The sequence below is a fragment of the Buttiauxella agrestis genome, assembly GCF_900446255.1.
Lineage (GTDB): Bacteria > Pseudomonadota > Gammaproteobacteria > Enterobacterales > Enterobacteriaceae > Buttiauxella > Buttiauxella agrestis.
This window is the reverse complement of record NZ_UIGI01000001.1, coordinates 3,612,408-3,634,133: the sequence shown is the minus strand read 5'-3', so window position 1 is coordinate 3,634,133 and position 21,726 is coordinate 3,612,408. Positions and strand designations below refer to the sequence as shown.

Sequence of the window (21,726 nt, the reverse complement as noted above, 5' to 3'; positions counted from 1 at the left end):
TATGCCAGCAACTGAATTGCTGCATTTAAGGATACATATTGCTGAAAATGCTTTTGCCATGCTGCGGATACTGTTGGTCGACCCCTCGATATTAGGCAGCGCTCATCAGTACAAATACAGTTTGGCTTACATCGTTAACGATGAGTGCGTTTTGCGTTACGACAACGAGCGGGGCAAAGGCGACCACAAGCATTTCAGCGGACAAGAATTTCCGGTGACTTTTACTACCATTGAAAATCTTATCGACAGTTTTCAGGCTGAAATTAACCTTCTGAGGAGGTAAAAATGAGAACGTTAACCGTTCGGGTGATGACAATAAATGAGGCCTTTCAGTTGGCAAAAATAGAGGCTGCGCGGGCAATGTCCGGGAGCATTGTCAGTGCGGAACTGATATTTCCTACCGTCGAACAACTCGCAAAAACCATGCTCGCACCAAATCGTTGGCAAATAATTAAAAACATGGAAGGGGCTGAACCTGTTTCGATTCGAGAGTTAGCGCGTGTGGTGAATCGTGATTTTCGCGGCGTTTATAACGATGTTCAGGCGTTGCTGAGTGGTGGGGTGATTTATAAAAGTGGAGAGAAAATTTCGCTGCCCTATGAGCGGATCCACATCGAATTTAATTCAGATGACGCGGTGGCTTAAATCTCTCGCCGGATAAAAGTTGTGATTTCTTATCCGGCGATTGATCAATTTACTAAGAAGTAATCTGCTCAGTAACCGGCGTAACCGCCGCTTCTTTCTGTGATTTACTCGCCTGCTCTTCGCGGTATTTCAGGTTATCCCAGATGCGGAAGAACGGGTAATACATCACCAGCGAAATCCCGAGGTTCACAATTTGCAGTATCGAACCTGAAATATGCCCGCCGGTTGCAAGGTATCCGCTGACCACAATTGGCGTGGTAAACGGCAGGGCGATCCCCGCAGGTTTTGCCACCAGTCCAGTGGTCATCGCGATGTAAGAAACAATCACCAATACCACTGGCGTCAGAATAAACGGCACCACCAGATACGGGTTCATGACGATTGGAATACCGAACACCATCGGTTCGCTGATGTTAAACAGGCTGCCTGGAGCGGCGATTTTACCGAGCTGTTTCATCTGCGCACTGCGGCTGCGGATAAGCATAAATATCACCAGACCTAACAACGCGCCGGTGCCGCCAGGGGCAATCCACAAGTCGTAAAATTGCTGGGTGATAATGTGCGGAATCGGCAGGCCATTCTGGAACGCTTCCAGGTTTTCAGACATATTGCTCAACCAGACCGGACGGATAAACACCAGCACGATAGTGTCGCCGTGCAGGCCCAGCATCCACAAAATCCCAATCAGCAATACCGAGATAATCATGCCTGGCAAGGAGCCGCCAACATGGCTCATCGGAATGCCAACCAGATCGGTAATCATGGTGTTGATGTCGCCAAACGGGGTGGCTTCAACCAACAGGCGCAGCGCCAGAACCACCGCCAAAACGCAGAAGCCAGGAATCAGTGCCAGGAATGATTTTGCCACCGCAGGCGGCACGCCTTCCGGCATACGGATAACCAGATTGCGGTTGTGAATAAAACGATAAATTTCGGTGGAGAGCAGGGCGATAATAATCGCGACGAACAGCCCCTGGCTGCCAATCTGGCCCATAGGCATCACGCCTTTCACCAGTTGCGCCGCGCCACCCGCAGCCGGAGTAAACATAATATGCTGCGGAATGGTCATCACAAACGCCACCAGCGACACCGCGCCTGCCGTTAGCGGGTCGATAGTGCGATATTTTTCTGCCAGGCGATACGCGATACCAAAGGCGGAGATAAGCGCCATGATGTCGTAGGTCGCTTTAACCGGGTAGAGCACCTTTTCCTGCCACGTAGGGCCGAACAGGTTGGTCATCATCTGCCCGTATCCAGGCACCGGAAGATAGGCAAAAATCAGGAAAAACGAGCCGATAAGCATAAACGGCATATTCAGAATGATACCGTCACGCACCGACAGAACATGCTTTTGCCCGGCGATTTTAAGCGCGGTTGGCAGCACGTATTTTTCGATAATAGATTTACTCACAGACACAGACACCCCCTTTCCGGCGCAGGATTTAGCGCCGGGTATTGTTTTTATATTTGGTGAAAAGCCATTACTGATTGAACTGCGGTAACCACGCTTTGTTAATGCTTAATACTTCTTCGACCAACGTTTGAGCCAGATTGACATCAGCCACCAGCGGGTTTGCCACCAACGCCAGCAACGCTTTTTGCTTATCGCCGTGAACCGCGGCTTCTATGGTCAGGCGTTCAAAATCTTTCACTTGTTGTGTCAGGCCATTCATCAGCAGCGGCAATTTGCCAAAGGCCAGCGGATGCGCGCCCAGGGCATCAATCAGGCAATTGGTTTCGATGACTGCATCGTCCGGCAAGCCCTGAATCGCCCCGTTATTGGCGGTGTTGACCACCATTTCAACGCCGAGATTGTTGTGTAGCGCATTGATCAATTGCACCGCGACTTCGGAATAGAACGATCCGCCGCGCTGGCTGAGTTCTGCTGGCTTTTTATCCAGATTCGGGTCGGCGTACAGCTTAAACAGCGACTCTTCCACCTTCATCACCAGCTCAGCACGCGTGCCTTTGGTGTCTGCGTCTGCCAGTTCGTCTTCGAGCATGGTGCGGGTTTGCCAGAAATAGCGGTGATAGGGGCAGGGAATCGCACGCAGGGCGCGCAGCAAATCCGCAGGCCACGGAATCGCTTTAATGTTGTTCATGGAAAGCTGCTCGCCGTCGCACAGCATTTCGATCACTTCGTCGGTGGCATCGCGTCCGTCGGCCAGCACTTTATGTACCCAAACCATATGATTCAGGCCCGCAAAACGTAGCGAAACTTTGTCATGAGGCAGTTTCAGCATATCGGCAATCATGTGATGCATGGTGACGGGCACATTACACAGGCCGATAATCTTGGCCTTGCTGTAGCGCGAAACCGCTTCAGTCACAATGCCAGCCGGATTGGTGAAGTTGATAATCCATGCGTCGGGAGCCAGGCGCTCCACGCGTTTCGCAATATCCATCATCACCGGAATGGTGCGCAGCGCTTTGGCAAAACCGCCCACACCCGTGGTTTCCTGACCGAGCAGCTTGTGGCTTAAACCGAGACGTTCATCGGCGGCGCGCGCGGGAAGTTGCCCGACGCGCAATTGCGTTAAGACAAAACTGGAGCCTTTTATCGCCTCGTCGGCATCAAAATGCACCGAGACTTTTACCGCTTCCAGGCCATTGCGATCGAGCATGCGGCGGGCGAGGGCGGCGATAATATCAACTTTCTGGCGACCGGCTTCGACATCCACCAGTGCCAGTTCCGCCATTGGCAGTGAAGCGTGGCGCTCAATCAAACCTTCAATCAATTCCGGGGTGTAACTGCTTCCCCCACCAACAACGGTAATTTTCATGCTGTTCTCCGCGGGCCTCAGGCCATCAGTTGAATGGCTTTATCCAGCACGCGGTCGCCGCGCATGGTGCCGTAATCCATCATGTCTATCACCGCGACAGGCAAGCCTCGCGGAGTGGAAAGTTCGGTCAGACGTTGTAATTCAAACTGCACTTGTGGGCCAAGCAGCACCACATCGGCGTGGTGAAGTTGGTTTTCAATTTCTGCCACCGGGAACGCTTCAATTTCTACGTCCATTGAACGCTTTGCCGCTTCGGCACGCATTTTCTGTACCAGCATGCTGGTGGACATTCCCGCAGCGCAACACAACATGATTTTTTTCATTACAACAATCCTCTCGTTTGAAAACATATTTCATACATTAGCCGTTTTAATTAGCATGTATGAAAATTATTTTCATGAGTGTGATCGCAGTTGGATAATTGCTCAGGCAAGGCACAACAAGGCGAAAGTGTGATCTGTATAAGAAAAATGGAACTCACTGATAATTAAAACGATGAAAAGAAGCTCATCTGGCTGGATGGATTGAAAAATAATTTCAATAATTTATGATGCCTTTAACGAGCAGAAAATGCCGACATTAGGACACCTCCTGTTATGGATATTGTTTACCAACTGGTGCATGGGTTATCGGGTCTGCCCGCGCAAGAATCACGCCTTGCGCGCTTTTTCCTCGACAATTTTGCGCAGATCCCAGACGCGACGATGGAAGAGCTGGCGGCCAAAGCGGGTGTCAGCCCGGCAACATTACAACACTTCGCCCGGAGCATTGGTTGTGACGATATCAATGATTTTATCGGCCAGGTGCGCCACCAACAGCAGGAGAGCAGCCAGCAAACGCCAGCCGCGCCGATGCTGGGTGATGCGGCCTGGATGGACCCCGGCACTCTGCAAGCACTGGCTAAAAATGCCGGAGTGGGTAGCGAAATACTCGAGCGCTTTTCGCACTCCATCGGGCGCGAAAGTAGCAGCGATATTCTCGGCCAGATCCGCAACCGCCTGAATGACTTCAGCCAGCAGGAATCGCGCGTCGCGCAGACCATTCTTGAAGATGTCTCCTTTGCGGCTTCTGCAACCATCGATCAACTCGCGACGGCGGCAGGCGTCAGCCCGGCTACCATCACCCGTTTTGCTCGCGCGGCTGGCTGCGACGATATTCGTGATTTACGCATGAAGCTGGCGCAGGCCAGCACGCCGGTTTCTGCGGGCGATATGCCTGCTCCGTGGCGCGAAAAACTGGGCAATGTGCAACATGCGTTAAATTCCCAGTTGTGCGAACTGCTGCCCTCCGCGATGAACCAGGCGATTGCACGGTTAAAACAGGCGAAGGCGGTGCATATTTTTAGCGCCAGCGCGGCCGATACGCCCTTTGCCAGTCTGTTGCAATATCGCCTGCTGACTCAGGGTTATCCGGCCAATATTTGCCAGGATGGAGCGCTGATGAGTATCACTGCTTCGATGCTGGGGAAAGGGCAGGTGTTGGTGATTTTCGCCGGAAGTGCGCCAGAAAACTCGCTGATTGCGGCGTCGCATCAGGCGCGTCGGCTGGGGGCTGAGTTAGTGATTATCGGCCAGGAAGTGGGCGCGTTTATCCATCGCGAAGATATTCATCTGCCACTTAAAGACACGCGTTACGGCGCGTTGTTAGTGATTGATTTGCTGTGCGAAGGGATTGATAGCTGAGTTATTGGTGCTAATCCGACCTACAAAATCAATGGGATTGTAGGTCGGATTAGCTCGCGCCATCCGACATTTATTCTAATGGGTTAGAACGCGGTTTCTAGGGTTTCCAGAACCTGATAGCCATCATCCACCAGATACAGCGCTTTCCATTTGTCGAATGTCAGACACGGATGCGAGGTGCTGAAGACCAGAATATCCCCCACCTGCACATCGGCACCTGGTTTGAGTTTCAGCATCGCGTGCTGGTCCATAATTCCGGTGGTTTCGATAGTGTCAGCCGCATTTTCCAGCGCTTTACCGGCACGATAATGGGCGATGGGCTGCGGTAATCCGGCATCAAAGGCGCTGTCGCGCTTGCCGAAATTCACAATCGCGCGGTCGCTCTCCGGCACCGATTGCACCATCGCAACCAGTTCCAGCGCGGAGGTTAAATCCCCCCCTAGATCACAGGCCGTTTTGTCGCGTGCCATTAATTCGTCCTGCGCTTCCTGATAAATCCCCGCATCATGCGTGATGTAACAACCGGGGCGAATCACCACGCGGCAGTTCGCTGGCTTCTTCGCTTCAAGCCAGACATTGCAGACCACGTCATACCAGACGGAACCCGCGCCGGTGAGGATAAATTCCCCGTCGACGTAACGCTCCAGTTTGCAGGCGAGCGCTGCGGCATCACGCAGTAATGCTTCGACTTTCGGCTGCGGGTTTTCGCCATGCAGCACGCCTTCATAAAGCTCCAGCCCGCGTAAACGCAGCGCCGGAAGTGATGATGTTTCTTCGGCTAACGCCAGCGCTTGCTCGGCAGTGCGGCAACCGCAGCGACCACCGGGCACGCCCAGCTCCAGCAAAATATCGAGCTGTTGGCTTTGTGCGGCAAAGAAGGCGGAAAGCGTTTTTGCGTTCTCAATGCTATCGACACAACACAGATAATCGACGTCGGGATAGTGTGCTTTGAGCTGCGAAACCAACTGCATATTCGCCTTGCCAACCAATTGGTTGACCATCAATACGCGCTTGATACCGCTGACCATCGCGATGCTGGCTTGCCAGGCGCTACCGACGCCAATTGCCCAGGCTCCCGCTTGCTGTTGCTGCTGGAAAATCCACGGCGTCATGGTTGTTTTTCCGTGCGGGGCCAACGACACACCACGGGTATCAGCGTAACGCTGCATCCACTGAATATTGTTCTCAAGAGCCGTTTTTTTGACAATCGCCGCAGGCAGGCAAACGTCTTCATTCAGGATATTTGCCGGGGTGAATAACGTGGCGGACTTGTGTGGGACGAGGTAACTTTTCTGGTATTTCATAACATTATTCCTTTGGGGGTGGCTTTTCTTTCAGACTGGGTATCAGTTTTAATTTATTGATAATTATGAGAAATTACTTTGTGTAATCTTTGTTTTGAATAAAAGTATCATAATTTCATATGTATTTTGCGTAGTCTTCCACTGTTTTTTACGCTTGTAAATGGTTAACTTTAGCCCAGAACATAACGGGGGTCAGGAAGCCATGCAGTTCGACTATTTGTTTAAAAATGTCACGGTCATCGACGGAAGCGGGGGCGCGGAGTATCGCGCTGATGTGGCGGTGCAGGGCGAAAGGATTGCGCAAATCGCACCGTCGATTAGCGAATCTGCACATCATGAAATCGACGGTACAGGCCGCGTGCTGGCTCCGGGTTTTATCGACGTGCACACCCACGATGACATTAACGTGATTCGTATGCCGGAATATTTGCCGAAGATCAGCCAGGGCATCACCACGGTGATTGTCGGCAACTGCGGAATCAGCGCGGCGACGGCGACCATGAAAGGCAACGTGCCGGACCCGATGAACTTACTCGGTGACGCGGAACAGTTTATTTACCCCACGGTTGCCGCCTACGCCGAGGCGGTGGAGCAGGCGAAACCCGCTGTGAACGTCGGCACGCTGATTGGTCATACCGCACTGCGCAATAATCATATGGACGATTTGTTCCGCGAAGCCACGCGTGAGGAAATTAGCGCGATGCGAGAACAGCTCCGTCTGGCCTTGCAACAAGGCGGCCTTGGGTTGAGTACCGGGCTTGCCTACGCCAGCGCATTCCATTCCACCACCGAAGAAGTGATGGCGCTGGCGGAAGAACTGGCCGCGGGCAACGGCATCTACACCACTCACTTGCGCTCTGAATTTGAACCGATTCTCGAGGCGCTTGATGAGGCATTCCGCATTGGCCGCCACGGGAAAGTGCCAGTGGTGGTTTCGCACCATAAATGTGCCGGGGCGAAGAACTGGGGACGGACTGTCGAAACGCTGAAATTATTCGATAAAGTTCGCCAGCAGCAGGATGTTTCCTGCGATTGTTACCCGTATTCCGCCAGCTCTTCGACGCTGGATGTGAAACAAATTACCGAAGATTTCGACATCATCATTACCTGGTCGCAGCCGCATCCCGAAGTCGCCGGACAGTCGCTTAAGCAAATTGCGGAAAGCTGGGCGATGACGCTGGTTGAGGCAGGAAAGCGGCTGATGCCCGCCGGGGCGATTTACTACAACATGGACGAGCAGGACGTGCGACGCGTGTTGAGTTACCCGGTGACAATGGTCGGCTCCGACGGATTGCCAAACGATCCGATGCCGCATCCGCGCTTGTGGGGTGCATTCCCTCGCGTGCTCGGCCATTACAGCCGTGACGAGAAATTATTCCCATTGACGGTGGCGGTGCATAAGATGACGGGCATGTCGGCGGCACGTTTCCAGCTTGCCGAGCGCGGCCTGGTAAAATGCGGCTATTATGCTGATTTGGTGATGTTTGACCCTGAAACAGTGCGTGATGTGGCGAGCTTTAGCCATCCGCAGCAGCCAGCAGCCGGTATTGAAGCCGTGATGGTTAACGGTGTCATGAGCTATGGTCGGGATAAGAAAGTGATTGGGCGTGCCGGGCGTTTTTTACGTCGGTAAACAATTAAGGAGCAACAATGAGCATTAAACGTTATGGCGTCGGCGGCAGCACCGGGACGGGCGGGCAGAAACTGCCTTTCGCGAAGGCTGTAGAGGCGGGCGGGTGGCTGTATGTTTCCGGCCAGACGCCGATGAAAGATGGCGAGGTTGTCGAAGGCGGGATTATCGAGCAGTCGCGTCTGGCGATTCAGAACTGTGTGGACATCATGCAGGACGCGGGTTACACCCTGGCTGATGTGGTGCACGTAAAAGTTTTCCTCACCGATGCGCGTTACTTCCAGTCGTTTAACAAAGTGTTCGCTGAATTCTTTTCTGACCATCCGCCAGCACGTGTGTGCTGCGTGGCGGATTTGGTGGTGGACTGCAAAGTGGAAGTGGATTTGACCTGTTATCGGGCGGATCGCTAAAACAACCCTCAACCCGGCCCTCTCCTTCAGGTAGAGGGTTAGGGTGAGGGCGATAATTCCTCGACAAAAATTAAATTAAAAATAATGCGGCACTTCTCAGGAACGTGCCAACGGGTTTCCTGTATCTTTTTTCAGGCGGCTAATTTCATCTTTATAATTAACCTGGAAGTGAGCCATGAATAATATGTCTTTTCTGATTTGGTTTGCGATATATGCCTGCGCGATGATTGTTCTCGGCTGGTATGTCTCCCGCCACCAAAAAAATGGCGATGACTTTTTATTAGGTGGCCGTTCAATGCCATTGATTTTAACGCTGGGTTCAACCGTTGGCACCATGGTAGGCACCGGTTCAAGCGTGGGTGCGGTGGGTTTTGGCTACACCAACGGTTGGGCGGGTATGCTATATGGCCTTGGTGGCGCAGTGGGTATTTTGCTGGTTGCCTGGTTATTTGCGCCGGTGCGTAAAATGCGCTTTATGACCATGAGCGAAGAAATATCTTATTATACCGGTGGTAGTAAAATTATTAAGAACGTGGTGGCGATATTAATATTCATCGCTTCTATCGGCTGGCTCGGTGCGCATATTCTGGGTGGCGGTTTATATCTCGCCTGGGCCAGTGGCATAGATATTAATACGGCGAAAATTATTATTGCTGCGGCCTTTATTGTTTATGTCGGCATCGGTGGATATTCCGCTGTGGTGTGGATTGATACCGTTCAGTCATTGATTCTTTTTGGCGGGTTTATCCTGATGGCAGTATTGGCGGTTCACCATGTCGGGGGCTGGAGCCATATTCAGGAGGCTGTAGACCCGGCGGCGCAAAGTCTGTTTGCCGTGGATAAATTAGGTGTATTACCTGCGTTCTCGTTGGCGATGGTGATTGGTGTCGGCGTGCTGGCAACGCCTTCTTATCGCCAGCGGATTTACTCCGCTAAATCGGTCGGCACGGTGCGTAAATCGTTTGTCATTACTGGCCTGTTGTATCTTGGTTTCTCTTTCCTGCCCGCGATCATTGGCATGGCGGCGTACACCATGAACCCGGCGCTTGAGAACAGCGGTTTTGCTTTCTTGTTTGCGACGCAAGTCCTGCCGCCCATGCTGGCGATGCTGGTATTGATTGCCGGGATGTCGGCGAACATGTCCTCGGGCAGCTCGGATGCGATTGCTGCGGTGTCCATCGTGCTGCGCGATTTGTACACCTTAATTACCGGCCATATGCCTGCGCCTGAAAAAGCGATTCGTATGTCACGTATTTTCCTGGTGCTGGTGATTGGCCTGGCGCTGCTGTTCGCACTGACCTCGAACGACATCATTAGCTACATCACCAAAATGATCTCCATGATCATGTCCGGCATGTTTATCTGCTCGATTCTGGGCCGCTTCTGGACGCGCTTTAACTGGCAAGGTGCGCTGGCAGCGCTGCTAGGCGGTGCGGGAACCTCGATGGTGCTGCTGACCAATGACAGCTGGATGGCCTACTGGGGCAACCCTTGTGTGCCGTCAGTGTTGACCAGTCTGGTGCTTTCCGTAGTGGTGACGCTGCTGACTCCCGCCAGCAAAATGAGCCGCGAAGAAGCACTGGAGATGATCACGCGTGAACGCGAAAACCAACCGGAAGCCGTACCTGTTCCGTTGGGCAAACGTGCAACGGGGAACGCACGATGAATGCCGGTTATATCGCTATTGATTGGGGCTCCACGCATTTGCGCGCCTGGTTGTATCGCGATGGGCAATGCGTGGACAGCCTGCAACAGCCGCTTGGTGTGAGCCGGTTAACCGAGCAAACGCCGCGCCAGGTGTTTGAAAAGTACATTCAGCCGTGGCGCGATGCGCAGGATATTCCTGTGATTATGGCGGGAATGATTGGCAGCGATGCGGGGTGGCATACCGTGCCATACCTGCCTTGCCCGGTCACGCTGCATGAGATTGGCGCTCAACTCTTTGAAATCGCACCGCAGGTGTGGATTGTGCCGGGGCTGAAAACGGCGCGCAGCGTGATGCGCGGCGAGGAGACGCAGCTTATCGGAGCCATGCAACTCGCTCCCGCTGATTGTTACGTGATGCCTGGCACGCACAGCAAATGGGTGCAGATTCACGAAGGTTCAGTGAGCGGTTTTACCACGGCGATGACCGGGGAATTACATCATCTGCTGATGAATCATTCGCTTATCGGCAAAGGCCTGCCAGAACAGCATGATAATGACGCTGCGTTTAATACTGGCCTGCAAAGCGGGCTGGATTCGCCATCGCTGGTGAGTCGTTTATTCGAGGCCCGCGCGTCGCGCGTCCTGGGCGATTTGCCGCCAGAGTGCGTGAGTGAATGGCTTTCGGGTTTGCTGATCGGCGCGGAAGTCGCCGCGATGAGCCATGAACTCGCCGTTAAACATGTCACGTTGGTCGGCAACGAATCGCTGTGTCGCCGTTATCGCCAGGCGCTGGCAAAAGCAAATATTGCCAGCCAGGAAATTGCGGGCGATGCCGCCTTCCAGCAAGGAATAAGGAGCATTATCGATGCAAGACGCTAAACTTTTGGTCGCCATTTTACGGGGAATTCACCCGTATGAAGCCAGCGCCCACGTTGGCGCGCTGATTGAAGAAGGGTTTTGCTATATCGAAATCCCACTTAACTCACCCGACTGGCAACAGAGCATTCCGCAAATGGTCAGCCTTTATGGCGAACAAGCCTGTATCGGCGCGGGAACGGTGCTGAATGTGGAGCAGGTCGATTTCCTGGCGCAAGCGGGAGCCAAACTGGTGGTTACGCCGAATACCAACCCGACGGTGATACGCCGGGCAGTCGATACCGGAATGCTGGTGTGCGCTGGTTGCGCCACGGCAAGTGAAGCGTTTAGCGCGCTGGACGCGGGCGCTCAGTGCCTGAAAATATTCCCGTCATCGGCATTTGGCCCCGCTTATATTTCGGCGTTAAAAGCCGTGTTGCCGCCAACCGTGCCGGTGCTGGCGGTTGGCGGCGTGACGCCAGAAAATATTGGGGAATATTTACAGGCCGGTTGCGCTGGGGCAGGGCTGGGCGGAGATTTATACCGCGCCGGGCAAAGTGTTGAAACCACACGCGTTCAGGCGAAACGATTTATGGCGGCGTTTATGCTGTAACTTAATCACCTAAAGGTTGCCTGTCAGCGCCACCCCGGTGGCTATCAAGTGCCAGCTTGATACGACGCAGGCGGTCTTTTGCCTGGCTTTTATTCGCCATTGCCAGCTCAGTCGCCAGCACATCAATCATCGCTAACATGGCGTAGCGTGAAGTGCTCGGCTTAAAGATGTAGTCATTTTCCCGCACAATCAGCGGCAGCACGATGTCGGCGATTTGTGCGAGCGGCGTTTCATCAGGCGTGATGGCGATAACTTTCGCGCCGTATTGATGGGCAATGGCCGCACTTTCGATGATCTCCGGGGTAAACCCGCCTAACGACAGCGCCAGTACCACGTCACCCGGTGCGACTGACGAACACATCATTCTGACCAACAACCCATCGCTCTGACTGACTACCGGCAGGCCGAGGCGGAACAGGCGATACTGGACTTCCTGGGCGCAAATCGTTGACCCACCGCCCATGCCAATAGCGAGGATTTGCCGGGAGTTGCTCAACCATTCCACCGCTTTTTTCAACGATTCAGGATTGAGTGCGCGGCGATTAATATCCAGCACATTAATGATAGTTTCGTAAATTCCCTGCACGCCTTCGAGGTCTGGCACATCAAGAATAAAGCGTTGCCCAACCGCTAATGACTGGGCAAGTTTCACCTTCAGCTCGCGCACATCTTTACAGCCAATCGCGCGTGCAAAGCGGGTGATTGATGCCTGGCTGGTATCGGTAAGCCGCGCCATTTCTGCAATCGGCAGCGTCGCGGCGGATTGCACATCATCGAGAATAAACTGCGCGATACGTTTTTCTGTGGCGGTCAGCTCCACAAAACGGTCAGTGATACAGGAAATAATGTCGATGGAAACAGCCATAGCGCGTCCCTGAAAATGATAAAAAATAGCTGGTACTTTGTACCATAAAAACCTGGGTTTGTGAGGTTCTGAATTATTTTTTGAGTGAATGATTTGTCATTGTTTATTTTTCATAATGATGTCGGGTGGGAATAGAAGTAGAGAGTTCATTTTCGGAAAAAGGAGGATAGCCTGATTTAAGAAGGGTTTGCGGACTATTTTACAGGGTTGGTTACATTCGTTTACATGATTGGTATTGTCCTGTCAGAACCTTGAAATACTATCCGCTGCAAATAAAACCTCAAAAATCGAAATAGGAAATAACCCATGTTTTTCTTTATTCCGGAAAATATTATTTTCCTTGTGAGTTTTTTTCTGGTTGTGGCTATTGGTTTGATTGAATTATTAGCGATGATTTTTGGTATGAGTTTATTCATTCATGCAGATGATTTTTTATCTTCGCATATTGATGGCGGTGATTCTCTTTTTGCACAAGGTCTTGATTGGTTAAACAGAGGGAAGGTTCCTTTTCTTATTCTGCTGGTTTTATTTTTGTCGTGCTTTTCACTCTCGGGGTTTGTTATTCAATGGCTTGTTGTGGTCCTGGTGAAATCCCCTTTTCCTTCGGCAGTAATTGCGGTTCCAGTATTGATTTTCACAGTGTTCCTGGTTAAGCGTTGCACCCTTTTTATTGCGAAGGTCATACCGCAGCATGAAAGCAGCGCTATTTCCGAAGGAGAATTTATAGGCTGCATGGCCATTATTACCGGCGGTGAAGGACGGGTTAATTCACCTGCGCAATGCAGATTCGTGGATAAGTATAACCAAACGCATTACTTACTCGTTCAACCAGAAAGTGCTGATGAAGTTTTTAATCCAGGAGATAAAGTCCTGATAACAACACGCGTTTCTTCAAGCGTATTTATCGCGGTGCATAATCCGTGGCCCGCGCATCTATAGCGAAATATTACTTAGCATAATTTATTACAAGGACTGAATAGTGAACGTTTTTAATGAAATGGATGGTTTGTATTTTTGGGGCGTAATAGCAGGGGCGACCTTAATTGTTTTGTTCATTATCGGACTTATATTCTCAAGGCTTTATCAAAAAGCATCGGCTGAACAATCTTTTGTTCGAACGGGGCTTGGGGGGTTAAAGGTCGTATTAAGTGGTGGTTCGTTGGTGCTCCCGGTATTTCATGAAATTATCCTTATCAACATGAATACCTTAAAGCTGGAAGTCAGCCGTTCTTCAAAAGACAGTTTGATTACCAAAGACCGCATGCGCGTTGATGTTGTGGTGGCTTTTTTTGTGCGAGTAAAACCCACGGTTGAAGGGATTTCTACTGCGGCGCAGACCCTGGGGCAACGCACGTTATCCCCGGAAGATTTGCGCATTCTGGTGGAAGATAAGTTTGTCGATGCGCTGCGCTCAACGGCTTCTCAAATGACGATGCAAGATTTGCAGGATACCCGCGAGAAGTTTGTGCAGGGTGTGCAAAATACGGTAGCCGAAGATCTGACCAAGAACGGACTCGAGCTGGAAAGTGTTTCATTAACTAACTTTAACCAGACATCAAAAGAGTATTTCGACCCTAACAACGCGTTTGATGCCGAAGGTTTAACCAAGCTGACGCAGGAAACAGAGCGCCGTCGTCGCGAACGTAATGAAGTTGAGCAAGATGTTGAAGTGGCTGTTCGTGAAAAGAACCGTGATGCTCTTTCGCGTAAGCTGGAAATCGAACAGCAAGAATCCTTCATGTCTTTAGAGCAAGAGCAGCAAATCAAGACGCGCACCGCCGAGCAAAATTCCAAAATTGCGACTTTTGAAGCCGAGCGCCGCCGTGAAGCTGAGGAAAGTCGAATTATGGCGGAACGCCAGATTCAGGAAGCCGAGATAGAAAGTAAGCTGGTACTGAAAACTTGCGAAGTAGAAGCCAGCCGCGAGATTCAGGTTAAAGAAATCGAGCAAACCCGTGTGACGGAAATTGCTCAGCAGGATAAAGCGATTGCGATTGCGGCAAAATCTGAGCAGCAATCCCATGCGCAAGCTCAGGCCAACATCGCTTTGTCAGAAGCGGTTAAAGCCGAGCAAAATGTGGTGACCACGCGTGAAACAGCTGAAGCGGATCGTGCAAAGCAAGTTGCGTTGATTGTGGCAAGCCAGGAAGCGGAGACTAAAGCGGTCCAGCTGACGTTGAACGCGCAGGCGGAAAAGGATGCCGCAGAACTTCAGGCGGCAGCCATTATTGAATTAGCCGAGGCAACTCGCAAAAAAGGCCTTGCCGAAGCGGAAGCTCAGCGCGCGTTTAATGACGCGGTCAATATGCTCTCCAGCGATCAAACCAGCCTTAAGTTCAAACTGGCACTACTTCAGGCCTTGCCAGCCATTATTGAAAAATCAGTGGAACCTATGAAGGCCATCGAAGGGATTAAAATTGTTCAGATAGATGGCTTGAACCGTGGTGGCGCGGGTAATTCCACTGGTGCAGGCAGTGCAGCTACGGGTGGCAATCTTGCCGAACAGGCTTTATCGGCAGCGCTTTCTTACCGCACTCATGCCCCGATTCTTGATTCATTATTGCAGGAAGTGGGACTTTCCGGCGGCTCGTTAAATGCATTGACCGCAGCATTGCCGGAACACATGGCAAATGGCATTGAAATGGCAAAGCCGGAAAATACGACGTTCATTGCTAAAGAAACCTCTCAATCCACCATTGAGTCCGCAGTTTAATCTGCAACTATCCCGGATGCGGTTTGGCCGTATTCCGGGATTTATCCTTTCTGTACCGTCGTGAATTCCAGTGACAAACCCAATAACGTCATATTTTGCACCGAAGGTTCTCCAGTTGCCGCAATCAACGTTCCCTGGAATTTCAGCTTCTTAAATGGCCCGTTAATAATCAGCCGTGCGCGCAGGCTCGGCAGAGTCAAAGAACTGATGGGATAAACCGTGCGTCCTTTGATAGCGATAGGGATTTTTCTCAGCTCAATGCACTGACGCACGCCAACAGTTGAGTAGAGCACCGCGACCGGCGTAACGGAGGCCAGTGGCTTATCAGAGACGCTGATAAAATCCAGCAGTAACTCAGGTTGCAGAAAATGCAGTCCACCATGTGGGACGGTCACGCCTGGGATCTCAGGCATCGGGAATGTTTGAGGAAGGTGGAGTGAATCAGTCATTTTTCATCATCCATTAAAAGGGAAACTCAGCGAAATCGCCCACGTTCTGCCCTGGTACATCTGATAAAGGTAGTCCAGTTTAGTGATATGCTCGGCGTGGTTCTGGGTTGTTGTTCACGAAGAATTTACGTTCCTCATCTCAATACAGTGAATATATGGCGACAATGAAAGAGGTGGCGCTGTTGGCGGGTGTTTCAACGGCGACAGTATCCCGAGTGATAAATCAAACTTCATACGTGGAACCTGTTACGCAGGAGCGTGTGGAAAAAGCGATGCGCGAATTAAACTATCGGCGCAATGCCGCTGCACTGGCGCTGGCCAAACGCAGCGGCAACATGCTGGGTTTGTTAACGGGTAATCTTGCCGATCCGTTCTTTGCACGACTTGCAAGGGGTGTTGAAGAGGTTGCCCGTCATCAGGGTTTTCGTTTGATGGTTTGCAGCGGTGGGCATCAGGCTGAACTGGAAAAGTCAGGTTTAGACTTTTTGATTAACCAGGGCTGCGAAGCCATTGTTGTGCATGCGACTCGTCTGCCAGATCACGATTTAATTCGCTACAGCGCTCACACCCCCGCCATGATTGTCGTTAACCGCTACATTCCTTCCATCGCACCGCGCTGTATCTGGCTCGATAACCAAAGTGCCGCTCACAAGGCGACACGGCATCTGTTGGAAAATGGACATCGGTGCATTGCGTGTATTACCTCGGATCTCCCTATTGATGACCGCCGGCAGCGGCTGGACGGTTATCGTGCAGCGCTGGCTGAATATGGCATTACACCAGACAAACGTTGGATTATTAGCGTGCCGTTTAACGAAGAGGGCGGGGAAGCTGCCGCGCAAAAATTGCTGGATAGCGGCATACCATTTACGGCGGCATTTACTTTTAATGATGTGATGGCTGCTGGCATGATGCGCGCCCTTCATCAGCGAGGTATTCAGCTTCCAAAGCAATTGTCGCTGGTGGGGTTTGATGATGTTGTGTTGGCGCGTTATCTGTTCCCGGCTTTAACCACCATGCACTATCCGGTTGAGCGCATGGCCCGGCGTGCGGCACTGCTCGCCATCCAGTTGTATCAGCAAGATACACCTCCACCGCGCTCTTTACGTTTTGATGCTGAGCTTATTGAACGAGATTCGGTGATACAAAATCAGCCGTGAAACTGGACCGTCAATGGTTTTTATGTGACATACGTCATAATTACAAATCCCATGTATGCGGTTACATGACAGCATCCCGCCCATCACATTTGCATTTCGCTGTTCCTCTTACTCTTAGCCAACCAACAATACCTGGAACACATTTATGAAAGCGAATGAACAACACAGTGAGAAAAAAACGCTCTCTTTTGGACTGGCTTTACTTCCTATCGTCATGATGCTGCTGTTGCTTATCGTCGGTTATGGACTGATGGGCTTGCGCATTGAACCACTGCTTCTCTGTTCTGCGGCCATTGCCGCAGGTCTGGCTTACTGGCAGGGCTATAGCTGGGATGATGTGATTAACTCCATCGTGGCAAAACTGGCGAAAGCGATGCCGGTCATTATGATTTTGATTTGCGTCGGGGGGCTAATCAGTACCTGGATGTTCAGCGGCACCATCCCTTACATGGTGTATTGGGGGCTTAAGCTCATTAGCCCGCAATACATTTTGATTGCAGCATTTTTCCTGACCAGCGTGGTTTCGGTGTGTACCGGGACGTCATGGGGATCGGCGGGAACCGTGGGCGTGGCGCTGATGGGCGTGGCATCAGGACTTGATGTTCCGTTGGCTGCCGCTGCCGGGGCCGTTGTTTCCGGTGCTTATTTCGGCGATAAAATTTCGCCGCTTTCAGACTCCACCAACTTTGCGGCAATTGTTGCGGACACCACGCTGTTCGAGCACATCCAGCATTTGATGTACACCACCATTCCGAGCTTCATTCTGGCCGCGATTGTTTACCTTGTGGCGGGCCACAGCAGCATGATGGGTGAGGTTGCTACTCCGCAGCGTGTGACCGACATTATTGGCGCGTTAGATAGCTTGTATCATTTCCATATCGTTTTGATTTTGCCGCCGATTATTGTGCTTTGGGGTGCCATTAGCAAAAAGCCGGTAATTCCATTGATGCTGATTGCCTGTGTGCTGGCGATCGTTCTGGGGATCTGGCTGCAAGGTTTAAGCCTCAAGCAAGGGCTGGATGCGTTCATGGATGGCTTTAACATCAGCATGTTCCCACAAGGGACGGAGGGGATGATCGCGGATGTTCCGCGCCTGCTTAATCGCGGTGGCTTATTCTCGATGATGAGCACTATTTTGCTGGTTTTCTGCGCCTTCTCTTTTGCCGGAGCATTAACACTGACCGGGGCACTCACCATCATTATCAATCGCTTACTGACGGTCATTCATAGCGTGGGCCAACTGATCGCCGCCACTATCGGTACGACGATTCTGGTTACGGCAGCAACAAGCGACGGCAAACTGGCATTACTGGTTCCTGCGGAGTTATATCAGGATGCTTATCGCCGCATGGGGTTAGATACCAAAAACTTGTCTCGTACCATTGAGGATGCTGGCACCGTTATCGAACCGCTGATTCCATGGACAGCCGCTGGTGTGTATATGGCGACCACGCTTGGCGTGAGCACGCTGGATTTATTGCCGTGGGCCGTTCAATGCTATTCCGCCATTTTCTTTGCGCTGATTTACGGTTTTACCGGATTTGGAATCGCAAAAGCACCGGTTCTGGCAACCGCGCCAGTAGAGAGTTCTGAGCAGGGAGTCGCACGATGAAAACAAACTTTGACCAGGTAATTAACCGCCATGCGACCGGCTCGGTAAAATGGGATTTCATCGACAGATATCAGAACATGGACACTGAAAACTTACTCCCGATGTGGGTTTCTGATTACGATTTCGCATGTCCACCAAACGTACTGGATGCCCTTCACAAACGTGTTGACCACGGTGTGTTTGGTTACAGCGAGCGTGACGAAAAATACTACTCGGCGCTGACCGGCTGGTTTGAGCGCCGCCACCAACTTACGATTAAACCTGAATGGATTTGCAGTATTGAAGGCGTGGTGCCAGGGCTTTCTCTGTTGGTGCAGATGCTGAGTCAGGTGGGGGATAACGTCGTTGTTCAGGGGCCGTATTACGGATCGTTTGCCAAAATAATCCAGCTCAATCAGCGAAAGCTACTCGAAAACCCGCTGCAAGAAGATTCGGAAGCGGGATATGTGATGGATCTCGCGCAGCTTGAAATGCTTTTTAGTGAATATCGCCCGCCACTGTTTATTTTGTGCAATCCCCACAATCCTACTGGGCGTTGCTGGAGTAAAGAAGAGCTAACGCGGCTATTGGCGCTATGTGATAAGTACGATGTTACGGTGCTTTCAGACGAGATTTGGGCGGATTTACTGTTACCAGGCTCGACGTTTACATCGGTGCTGCATCTTGATTCTCGCTGGCACTCCAGAGTGATTGCAGCCACATCTGCCAGTAAAACCTTTGGCCTTTCATCGCTGCGGATTTCAAATTTCCTGATTCCCAGTTCAGGTTTAAAGGCGCGATTTATTGATCGCTTAAATGCCCATGGTCTGGATGTATTTAATGCGCTGTCAATGGCAGCGGCGACCGAAGCGTATAACGGTTCAGAGCAATGGCTGAATGAGCTTCTCGATTATCTTGCCGCTAACCGTGACTGGTTTGTTTCAAGGGTAGAACGTGATTTGCCATGGTTGCGAGTGGTTCCTGCGCAAGGCACATATTTGGTATGGATTGATTGCCGTGCACTGGGTTTAAGCGATGAGCAGTTAAAACATGTGATGACGGACATCGCCGGCATTGCGCCTTCAATGGGCAGCGGATTTGGCCCTTATGGTTCTGGTTTTATCCGTATCAATCTGGGGTGCCCGCGCAGCTATCTTGAACAAGCAATTAACGGGTTGTTGAGGATTGGGGCGCAATAATTGTTGCTGTGAATTTCAGACATAAAAAAAGACGCCTTCGGGCGTCTTTTCTCTTCGAATCGAAATGGTACGCCCTACAGGGCTCGAACCTGTGACCTACGGCTTAGAAGGCCGTTGCTCTATCCAACTGAGCTAAGGGCGCACTGTATTCCTTTCGGAAGCATTGCGGACTCGGATTATACGGTCAGTACCTTCTGAGTCAATGGCTTTTCAATCACCTGCCGGACATTTGAGCATAAAGGCTTAACAATGCCTGACAGCGAGCCTGGCTTCTGACAAAATAGAAACAATCCCCCTCCTTTTTGATTACAGACGGAATCCTCTGACTGATGGCAGCAAAGATTATTGACGGTAAAACGATTGCGCAGCAGGTACGGCTTGAAGTTGCTGAAAAAGTAAAAGCCCGAATTGCCGCTGGAAAACGTGCTCCTGGACTCGCTGTTGTACTGGTTGGCGAGAACCCTGCATCGCAAATTTATGTGGGCAGCAAACGTAAGGCTTGCGAAGAAGTGGGCTTTATTTCCCGCTCTTACGATTTGCCGGATTCCACCTCCGAAGCAGAACTTCTGGAATTGATTGATACGCTTAACGCGGATAACGAAATCGACGGCATTCTGGTGCAGCTGCCGTTGCCTGCGGGTATCGACAACGTAAAAGTGCTGGAGCGTATTGATCCGGATAAAGACGTGGATGGTTTCCATCCGTACAACGTAGGCCGCCTGTGCCAGCGTGCGCCGCGTCTGCGTCCTTGTACGCCGCGCGGTATCGTGACGCTGCTTGAGCGTTACGGCATTGATACTTACGGCCTGAACGCCGTGGTGATTGGCGCATCCAACATTGTCGGTCGCCCGATGAGCATGGAACTGCTGCTGGCAGGTTGCACTACGACCGTCACGCACCGCTTCACCAAAAACCTGCGTCAACACGTCGAGAACGCCGATTTAGTGATCGTCGCGGTTGGCAAACCTGGCTTTATTCCGGGTGAGTGGATCAAGGAAGGGGCGATTGTCGTGGACGTCGGTATTAACCGTCTGGAGAGCGGCAAAGTGGTTGGCGACGTAAATTATGATGAAGCCGCCGTCAAAGCCTCGTATATTACGCCGGTTCCGGGTGGCGTTGGCCCAATGACCGTCGCCACTCTTATCCAGAATACCTTGCAGGCTTGCGAGGAATATCATGATGTCGATGGAGAGTAATATGACGACCTTCTCATTAGGTAAACACCCACACGTTGAATTATGCGATCTGCTGAAGCTGGAAGGCTGGTGTGAAAGCGGCGCACAGGCGAAAGCGGTGATTGCCGAAGGTCTGGTGAAAGTTGACGGTGTTGTTGAAACCCGCAAACGCTGCAAAATTGTTGCTGGTCAGACTGTGGTTTTTGAAAGTCTGAGCATCACGGTTCAGGCGTAATTTCTCACCGAAACCGGCCCTTTACGGGCCGTTTCTTTTTGGCAAATCTGATCTATTCTCCATTTCTCACTCACAAACCTACGCAACTTATGCCAACCATAATTACCCACGCAGCCGTTCCCATTTGTTTAGGATTGGGGTTTGGCAAAAAAATAATTCCACCTCGTTTGTTGCTCGGCGGTATTGTGCTGGCGATGTTGCCTGATGCCGACGTACTGGCGTTCAAATTTGGGGTGGCATATGGCAATGCTTTTGGGCATCGAGGTTTCACGCACTCATTATTGTTTGCGTTCGTGGTGCCTTTGCTGTGTTTATTCGGTTATCGCTGGTTCCGGGCGGGCATCGTGCGCATCTGGTTATTCCTGACCGTTTCGCTGCTTTCGCATAGCTTGCTGGACTCGGTAACGACCGGTGGCAAAGGTGTTGGCTGGTTGTGGCCGTGGTCAGACGAACGGTTTTTTGCCCCCTGGCAGGTGATTCGTGTCGCACCTTTTGCGCTTTCACGTTATCTCCAGCCGAGCGGGCAGGCGGTTATCTGGTCAGAAATTCAGTGGGTCTGGCTGCCGGGCTTGTTGATGGCATTTTTAATTTTCGTTCTGCGTAAAAATCTTCGCTAAAACCCTACAACTGCGCAGGTTAAAACCTGCGCAACTTCAAATATTCGATAACAGTATGGCTACAACTCAGATTTTAGTTGCCGGACAAAAAACGTTTCGCCAGTATAGGTAGAACGTTCTACTAGAACGTTCTACCTAGCATAAAAACGCGTA

22 protein-coding genes, 1 tRNA gene and 1 pseudogene are annotated in these 21,726 nt (G+C 51.4%); 16 read left to right on the top strand and 8 right to left on the bottom strand.

Annotated elements, in window-relative coordinates; genetic code table 11:
- Position 1: 1 nt before the first annotated feature.
- Both DY231_RS17235 and DY231_RS17230 read left to right on the top strand, forming a co-directional pair.
- Positions 2-283 carry a toxin-antitoxin system TumE family protein gene (locus tag DY231_RS17235; RefSeq protein ID WP_115630261.1) on the top strand — a complete coding sequence of 94 codons (282 nt, stop codon included), beginning with the start codon at positions 2-4 and terminating at the stop codon, positions 281-283.
- Between the two features lie 2 nt (positions 284-285).
- Positions 286-645, top strand: a complete 360-nt coding sequence (locus DY231_RS17230; RefSeq protein WP_115630259.1) for an HVO_A0114 family putative DNA-binding protein — start codon at positions 286-288, stop codon at positions 643-645.
- Positions 646-697: 52 nt separating this feature from the next.
- On the opposite strand, the gene celB is transcribed toward DY231_RS17230, so the two are convergent.
- The 3 genes from celB to DY231_RS17215 all read right to left on the bottom strand — a co-directional run bounded on the left by celB (position 698) and on the right by DY231_RS17215 (position 3,751).
- Positions 698-2,056 carry a PTS cellobiose transporter subunit IIC gene (gene celB / locus DY231_RS17225; protein WP_115631876.1) on the bottom strand — a complete coding sequence of 453 codons (1,359 nt, stop codon included), beginning with the start codon at positions 2,054-2,056 and terminating at the stop codon, positions 698-700.
- 70 nt (positions 2,057-2,126) lie between these two features.
- Complete coding sequence (locus DY231_RS17220; protein WP_115630257.1) at positions 2,127-3,428, bottom strand: 6-phospho-beta-glucosidase; 1,302 nt, start codon at positions 3,426-3,428, stop codon at positions 2,127-2,129.
- Between the two features lie 17 nt (positions 3,429-3,445).
- Positions 3,446-3,751 carry a PTS sugar transporter subunit IIB gene (locus DY231_RS17215; protein ID WP_034493908.1) on the bottom strand — a complete coding sequence of 102 codons (306 nt, stop codon included), beginning with the start codon at positions 3,749-3,751 and terminating at the stop codon, positions 3,446-3,448.
- Between the two features lie 273 nt (positions 3,752-4,024).
- Here DY231_RS17215 and DY231_RS17210 point away from each other — a divergent pair, with 273 nt between their 5' ends.
- Positions 4,025-5,110 (top strand): MurR/RpiR family transcriptional regulator, encoded by a 1,086-nt coding sequence (locus DY231_RS17210; protein WP_115630255.1) that lies wholly within the window; start codon positions 4,025-4,027, stop codon positions 5,108-5,110.
- Positions 5,111-5,193: 83 nt separating this feature from the next.
- Here DY231_RS17210 and DY231_RS17205 read toward each other — a convergent pair whose 3' ends face one another.
- Positions 5,194-6,414 carry an amino acid deaminase gene (locus DY231_RS17205; RefSeq protein ID WP_115630253.1) on the bottom strand — a complete coding sequence of 407 codons (1,221 nt, stop codon included), beginning with the start codon at positions 6,412-6,414 and terminating at the stop codon, positions 5,194-5,196.
- 63 nt (positions 6,415-6,477) lie between these two features.
- A pseudogene (locus DY231_RS25430) lies at positions 6,478-6,585 on the bottom strand (hypothetical protein); the annotation flags it as partial.
- A 31-nt stretch (positions 6,586-6,616) separates the two neighbouring features.
- On the opposite strand from DY231_RS25430, the gene DY231_RS17200 reads away from it, so the two are divergent.
- From DY231_RS17200 to DY231_RS17180, 5 genes are all read left to right on the top strand, one after another.
- Positions 6,617-8,047, top strand: coding sequence for an N-acyl-D-amino-acid deacylase family protein (locus tag DY231_RS17200; protein ID WP_115630251.1), 1,431 nt, complete (start codon positions 6,617-6,619; stop codon positions 8,045-8,047).
- Positions 8,048-8,064: 17 nt separating this feature from the next.
- Positions 8,065-8,454, top strand: a complete 390-nt coding sequence (locus DY231_RS17195; RefSeq protein ID WP_034493914.1) for a RidA family protein — start codon at positions 8,065-8,067, stop codon at positions 8,452-8,454.
- Positions 8,455-8,629: 175 nt separating this feature from the next.
- Complete coding sequence (locus tag DY231_RS17190; protein WP_115630249.1) at positions 8,630-10,120, top strand: sodium:solute symporter family protein; 1,491 nt, start codon at positions 8,630-8,632, stop codon at positions 10,118-10,120.
- Positions 10,117-10,980: a 2-dehydro-3-deoxygalactonokinase gene (locus tag DY231_RS17185; protein ID WP_115630247.1), complete on the top strand. Its 864-nt coding sequence runs from the start codon at positions 10,117-10,119 to the stop codon at positions 10,978-10,980. The genes DY231_RS17190 and DY231_RS17185 overlap by 4 nt, the downstream gene beginning before the upstream one ends.
- On the top strand, positions 10,967-11,569 hold the full coding sequence (locus DY231_RS17180) for a 2-dehydro-3-deoxy-6-phosphogalactonate aldolase (protein WP_115630245.1): 603 nt from the start codon (positions 10,967-10,969) through the stop codon (positions 11,567-11,569). The genes DY231_RS17185 and DY231_RS17180 overlap by 14 nt, the downstream gene beginning before the upstream one ends.
- 1 nt (position 11,570) lies before the next feature.
- Here the strand turns inward: DY231_RS17180 and DY231_RS17175 are convergent, their stop codons facing one another.
- Entirely contained in the window at positions 11,571-12,434 is an 864-nt protein-coding gene (locus DY231_RS17175) for a MurR/RpiR family transcriptional regulator (RefSeq protein ID WP_115630243.1), read from the bottom strand.
- Positions 12,435-12,740: 306 nt separating this feature from the next.
- Here DY231_RS17175 and DY231_RS17170 point away from each other — a divergent pair, with 306 nt between their 5' ends.
- Both DY231_RS17170 and DY231_RS17165 read left to right on the top strand, forming a co-directional pair.
- On the top strand, positions 12,741-13,373 hold the full coding sequence (locus DY231_RS17170) for an OB-fold-containig protein (protein ID WP_115630241.1): 633 nt from the start codon (positions 12,741-12,743) through the stop codon (positions 13,371-13,373).
- 58 nt (positions 13,374-13,431) lie between these two features.
- Positions 13,432-15,147 (top strand): flotillin family protein, encoded by a 1,716-nt coding sequence (locus DY231_RS17165; protein WP_115631875.1) that lies wholly within the window; start codon positions 13,432-13,434, stop codon positions 15,145-15,147.
- 41 nt (positions 15,148-15,188) lie between these two features.
- Here DY231_RS17165 and DY231_RS17160 read toward each other — a convergent pair whose 3' ends face one another.
- A complete protein-coding gene (locus tag DY231_RS17160; protein ID WP_115630239.1) occupies positions 15,189-15,596 on the bottom strand; it encodes a dTDP-glucose pyrophosphorylase in 408 nt (135 codons plus the stop codon).
- Between the two features lie 155 nt (positions 15,597-15,751).
- Here DY231_RS17160 and DY231_RS17155 point away from each other — a divergent pair, with 155 nt between their 5' ends.
- The 3 genes from DY231_RS17155 (at position 15,752) to DY231_RS17145 (ending at position 19,546) form a co-directional block, all read left to right on the top strand.
- Entirely contained in the window at positions 15,752-16,756 is a 1,005-nt protein-coding gene (locus tag DY231_RS17155) for a LacI family DNA-binding transcriptional regulator (RefSeq protein ID WP_115630237.1), read from the top strand.
- A gap of 145 nt (positions 16,757-16,901) precedes the next feature.
- Positions 16,902-18,368 carry a Na+/H+ antiporter NhaC gene (gene nhaC / locus DY231_RS17150; RefSeq protein ID WP_115630235.1) on the top strand — a complete coding sequence of 489 codons (1,467 nt, stop codon included), beginning with the start codon at positions 16,902-16,904 and terminating at the stop codon, positions 18,366-18,368.
- Positions 18,365-19,546, top strand: coding sequence for a MalY/PatB family protein (locus DY231_RS17145; protein WP_115630233.1), 1,182 nt, complete (start codon positions 18,365-18,367; stop codon positions 19,544-19,546). Before nhaC ends, DY231_RS17145 begins: the two co-directional genes overlap by 4 nt.
- Before the next feature lie 65 nt (positions 19,547-19,611).
- Here the strand turns inward: DY231_RS17145 and DY231_RS17140 are convergent.
- Positions 19,612-19,688 (bottom strand) — tRNA-Arg (locus DY231_RS17140).
- A gap of 187 nt (positions 19,689-19,875) precedes the next feature.
- On the opposite strand from DY231_RS17140, the gene folD reads away from it, so the two are divergent.
- The 3 genes from folD (at position 19,876) to DY231_RS17125 (ending at position 21,573) form a co-directional block, all read left to right on the top strand.
- On the top strand, positions 19,876-20,742 hold the full coding sequence (gene folD, locus DY231_RS17135; protein ID WP_034493929.1) for a bifunctional methylenetetrahydrofolate dehydrogenase/methenyltetrahydrofolate cyclohydrolase FolD: 867 nt from the start codon (positions 19,876-19,878) through the stop codon (positions 20,740-20,742).
- A 1-nt stretch (position 20,743) separates the two neighbouring features.
- On the top strand, positions 20,744-20,956 hold the full coding sequence (gene ybcJ, locus DY231_RS17130; protein ID WP_034493931.1) for a ribosome-associated protein YbcJ: 213 nt from the start codon (positions 20,744-20,746) through the stop codon (positions 20,954-20,956).
- Between the two features lie 89 nt (positions 20,957-21,045).
- Entirely contained in the window at positions 21,046-21,573 is a 528-nt protein-coding gene (locus DY231_RS17125) for a metal-dependent hydrolase (protein WP_115630231.1), read from the top strand.
- The last annotated feature ends 153 nt before the right edge of the window (positions 21,574-21,726 follow it).

Bases quoted from the DNA above. Each gene is read 5' to 3' on its own strand.
- DY231_RS17235 (WP_115630261.1), top strand. From the start codon at position 2: ATGCCAGCAACTGAATTGCTGCATTTAAGGATACATATTGCTGAAAAT.
- DY231_RS17125 (WP_115630231.1), top strand. From the start codon at position 21,046: ATGCCAACCATAATTACCCACGCAGCCGTTCCCATTTGTTTAGGATTG.
- DY231_RS17175 (WP_115630243.1), bottom strand. From the start codon at position 12,434: ATGGCTGTTTCCATCGACATTATTTCCTGTATCACTGACCGTTTTGTG.
- DY231_RS17195 (WP_034493914.1), top strand. From the start codon at position 8,065: ATGAGCATTAAACGTTATGGCGTCGGCGGCAGCACCGGGACGGGCGGG.
- DY231_RS17210 (WP_115630255.1), top strand. From the start codon at position 4,025: ATGGATATTGTTTACCAACTGGTGCATGGGTTATCGGGTCTGCCCGCG.
- DY231_RS17185 (WP_115630247.1), top strand. From the start codon at position 10,117: ATGAATGCCGGTTATATCGCTATTGATTGGGGCTCCACGCATTTGCGC.
- DY231_RS17145 (WP_115630233.1), top strand. From the start codon at position 18,365: ATGAAAACAAACTTTGACCAGGTAATTAACCGCCATGCGACCGGCTCG.
- DY231_RS17160 (WP_115630239.1), bottom strand. From the start codon at position 15,596: ATGACTGATTCACTCCACCTTCCTCAAACATTCCCGATGCCTGAGATC.
- DY231_RS17220 (WP_115630257.1), bottom strand. From the start codon at position 3,428: ATGAAAATTACCGTTGTTGGTGGGGGAAGCAGTTACACCCCGGAATTG.
- DY231_RS17190 (WP_115630249.1), top strand. From the start codon at position 8,630: ATGAATAATATGTCTTTTCTGATTTGGTTTGCGATATATGCCTGCGCG.
- DY231_RS17205 (WP_115630253.1), bottom strand. From the start codon at position 6,414: ATGAAATACCAGAAAAGTTACCTCGTCCCACACAAGTCCGCCACGTTA.
- DY231_RS17165 (WP_115631875.1), top strand. From the start codon at position 13,432: ATGGATGGTTTGTATTTTTGGGGCGTAATAGCAGGGGCGACCTTAATT.
- DY231_RS17170 (WP_115630241.1), top strand. From the start codon at position 12,741: ATGTTTTTCTTTATTCCGGAAAATATTATTTTCCTTGTGAGTTTTTTT.
- DY231_RS17155 (WP_115630237.1), top strand. From the start codon at position 15,752: ATGGCGACAATGAAAGAGGTGGCGCTGTTGGCGGGTGTTTCAACGGCG.
- DY231_RS17215 (WP_034493908.1), bottom strand. From the start codon at position 3,751: ATGAAAAAAATCATGTTGTGTTGCGCTGCGGGAATGTCCACCAGCATG.
- DY231_RS17180 (WP_115630245.1), top strand. From the start codon at position 10,967: ATGCAAGACGCTAAACTTTTGGTCGCCATTTTACGGGGAATTCACCCG.
- DY231_RS17200 (WP_115630251.1), top strand. From the start codon at position 6,617: ATGCAGTTCGACTATTTGTTTAAAAATGTCACGGTCATCGACGGAAGC.
- folD (WP_034493929.1), top strand. From the start codon at position 19,876: ATGGCAGCAAAGATTATTGACGGTAAAACGATTGCGCAGCAGGTACGG.
- ybcJ (WP_034493931.1), top strand. From the start codon at position 20,744: ATGACGACCTTCTCATTAGGTAAACACCCACACGTTGAATTATGCGAT.
- nhaC (WP_115630235.1), top strand. From the start codon at position 16,902: ATGAAAGCGAATGAACAACACAGTGAGAAAAAAACGCTCTCTTTTGGA.
- DY231_RS17230 (WP_115630259.1), top strand. From the start codon at position 286: ATGAGAACGTTAACCGTTCGGGTGATGACAATAAATGAGGCCTTTCAG.